Source organism: Streptomyces sp. NPDC002785, assembly GCF_040295565.1.
Classification (GTDB): Bacteria; Actinomycetota; Actinomycetes; order Streptomycetales; family Streptomycetaceae; genus Streptomyces.
The window spans coordinates 1-2,852 of sequence record NZ_JBEOVN010000385.1; the positions used below are offsets into that span (position 1 = coordinate 1).

1 protein-coding gene and 1 pseudogene are annotated in these 2,852 nt (G+C 68.7%); both read left to right on the forward strand.

Going from position 1 to position 2,852, the window contains the following annotated elements; translation table 11 throughout:
- The first annotated feature begins 405 nt into the window (after positions 1-405).
- Positions 406-1,275 (forward strand): alpha/beta fold hydrolase, encoded by an 870-nt coding sequence (locus tag ABTZ94_RS37200; RefSeq protein WP_351207843.1) that lies wholly within the window; start codon positions 406-408, stop codon positions 1,273-1,275.
- 175 nt (positions 1,276-1,450) lie between these two features.
- Positions 1,451-2,803, forward strand: a pseudogene (locus tag ABTZ94_RS37205) (NF041680 family putative transposase); the annotation flags it as partial.
- Positions 2,804-2,852: the final 49 nt, after the last annotated feature.

The following is a 2,852-nucleotide window of genomic DNA, read 5'->3' on the forward strand; positions in this document are numbered from 1 at the left end:
GAGGTGAGTGAAGACGCCAATCTCCACTACGCCCGGAGGTCCTCCCTTGATCAACTACCGACGGATGTGTGTCACCAACGTGTCGGCCGAGTACACCTAGGTCCGGCGGCGGCGGCCCGCCGTCGCCGCTGCGGTTTGGTCCGGGGCGGAGGTCACGACGCCTCCGCGACGACGCCATGGCGAGGTCGGATGGTTCCGCCACCTCGAACAGACAGGGCGCCCCACAGCCAACTCCGCTGGCCTCCCTGCCGACGCAGCTTCACGCGCCACCCTCTCGGTCCCCGAACCCATCCCGGCGAAACGAACCGTCCACCAGGCCGGTCACCAGCCTGGGATCAGAAACAGGTTCCTAGCTTGTTCTTTAACCTTTGGCGGAGCGTCAGTGACATCGGTAGGTTCTCCGCGATGACCTTGATGGAGACGCAGGGCCTCGCGTCGATGGCGGACGGGGCGCAGTTACGTTGGATGGCGCTGGGGGACACGACTCGGCAGCCGCCCGTGGTCATGCTCCATGGCGGTCCGGGGCTGCCGGACTACCTGGGCGATGTCGCCCCCATGATCGCGGACCTCGCGCCCGTGTACCGATACGACCAGCGTGGCACCGGCCAATCCCCGTGGCAGGGCCGCCATTCCCGCGCCCGGCATGTCGACGACCTCGCCCAACTGCTCGACGCATGGGACGTGCCCAAGGCCGTACTGATTGGACACTCCTACGGCACCGACCTGGCGAGCCGGTTCTGTCTGGCGCACTCTGACCGGGTTGCAGCAATGCTGCTGATGTGCGGGCCGTTCGTCGGTGATTGGCGCACCGGGGACCGAGCGGAGCGCGAACGTCGCATGTCAGCAGCGCAGCAGGAGCGGCTCCGCGAATTGGAGGAGGCACCGCGCCGCACCGAGGAGCAGGAAGTCGAGCTGCTCACGCTGGCCTGGTTCACTGACCATGCCGATTCCGAACGCGGGTGGCGCTGGGCCGCGCAGGGTGCCCGGCAGCGGCGCCCCGTCAACTGGGCTATGAACGGCGAACTCGGCAAGGAAGGACGCGCGGACCCGCTTGATGAGCACCTTGTCGACCTGCGCGCGCACCTACCCGCGCGAGCGGAACTCCTCGGTGGGGTCGACGATCCCCGCCCTCTGTCGGCCCTCGAATCACTCGCGCTCCGGCTCGATCTTCCGCTGACGCGGATCGAGAGCGCTGGGCATGAGCCCTGGTTGGAGCAGCCCGACGCCGTGCGTGCGCACCTTCGGAGATTCGTGCAAGGCGCGGTGGGCACATAGGGCTTCGCCCGGTGCGCCGACCGGCGTCATCCCGGATGCCGGCAGCGCGGCAGGTCCGAGTCGAAATGGTCCTCGAACTAGGCCGCTCACCTGGGCGTTCGCCGGACGCTGGAGCGGCCTTCGTCTGATCATGTACTCCGACCAAGGTGCACCGATCGAGACGAAGGCCGTGAAGGTGAGTCTGTTGCCTGACGCCGGTCCCGGGGAGGCGTTCGCGCAAGCGTCACGCTTCCGGGACGACTTATTCGACTGCCTGACCGCGCGCGGGGACGAACTGTTCGAGCTCGTCGACGCGTTGCTGTGTGCGGACGGCCCGGTGACCTCGCCGGTGGACCTCACACTGGTGGCCGAGCACCGGCGCGGGCACGGCGCGATGTACGAGGCGTTGAACAGCGGGAACGTGGACGTGCCTCGGTTGCGGCAGGTGCTGGCCGGGCTGCCGATGCCGCGGGCCGCCGACGGACGCCTGGTCTTGGCGGTCGACGTCAGCAACTGGCTCCGTCCGGACGCGCCGACCAGCGCGGACCGCCTGTTTTGTCACGTCTACGGCCGCAGCGGACGGTCCTCGGACCAGTTCGTGCCCGGCTGGCCGTACTCCTTCGTCGCAGCCCTCGAATCGGGCCGGACGTCCTGGTGCCAGCTCCTGGACGCCGTCCGTCTCGGACCCAAGGACGATGTCGCCGAGGTCACCGCCACCCAGCTCCGCCGTGTGGTCACGGACCTGATCGAGATGGGCCGCTGGCACGTCGGCGACCGCGACATCCTCATCGTCTTCGACGCCGGATACGACGCCCCGCGCATGGCCCACCTCCTCGACGGCCTCCCGATCGAGGTGCTGGGACGGATGCGCTCCGACCGCGTCATGCGACGGCCGACGCCCTCGCTCAAGGAGTACGCCCTGTCCTATCCCCAGGGCGGGCGACCGCCGAAGCACGGCAAGGAGTTCCGCTTCGCCAAGCCGGAGACCTGGGGCGAGCCGGACGCGGCCACGACGCAGGTCACCGACCGATACGGCACCGCCCGCGCGATGGCCTGGGACCGCATCCACCCCCGCCTGACCACCCGCTCCGCGTGGATCGACCACACCGGCGAACTCCCCCTCATCGAGGGCACGCTGATCCGCCTCCAGGTCGACCGCCTGCCGGGTGGAGGCGACCCGCTGCCGCTCTGGCTCTGGTCGTCCGCCACCGGCCTGAACAGCGAAGATGTCGACGTGCGCTGGCAGGCTTTCCTAAGGAGGTTCGACATCGAGCACCTCTTCAGGCTGATGAAACAGACCCTCGGGTGGACCCGTCCGAAGCTGCGAAACCCCGAGGCCGGTGAGCGCTGTACCTGGTTGATCATTGCCGCGCACACTCAGATCCGCCTTCTGCGCGAGGCCGCCGCTGACTTGCGGCGGCCGTGGGAGAGGCCCGCCGAGCCCGGCCGGCTCACCCCGGCCCGAGTCCGCCGAGGGTTTCGGAACCTCCGCCCGCACCTGCCGAGGCTGTCGCACGGCTCCTGCCCGGTGAAAGTCAAGAGCCCTTCTTGGACGTGTGGTTGATGAGCTTGTTGAGGTTGTGCACCGTGCCGAGGAA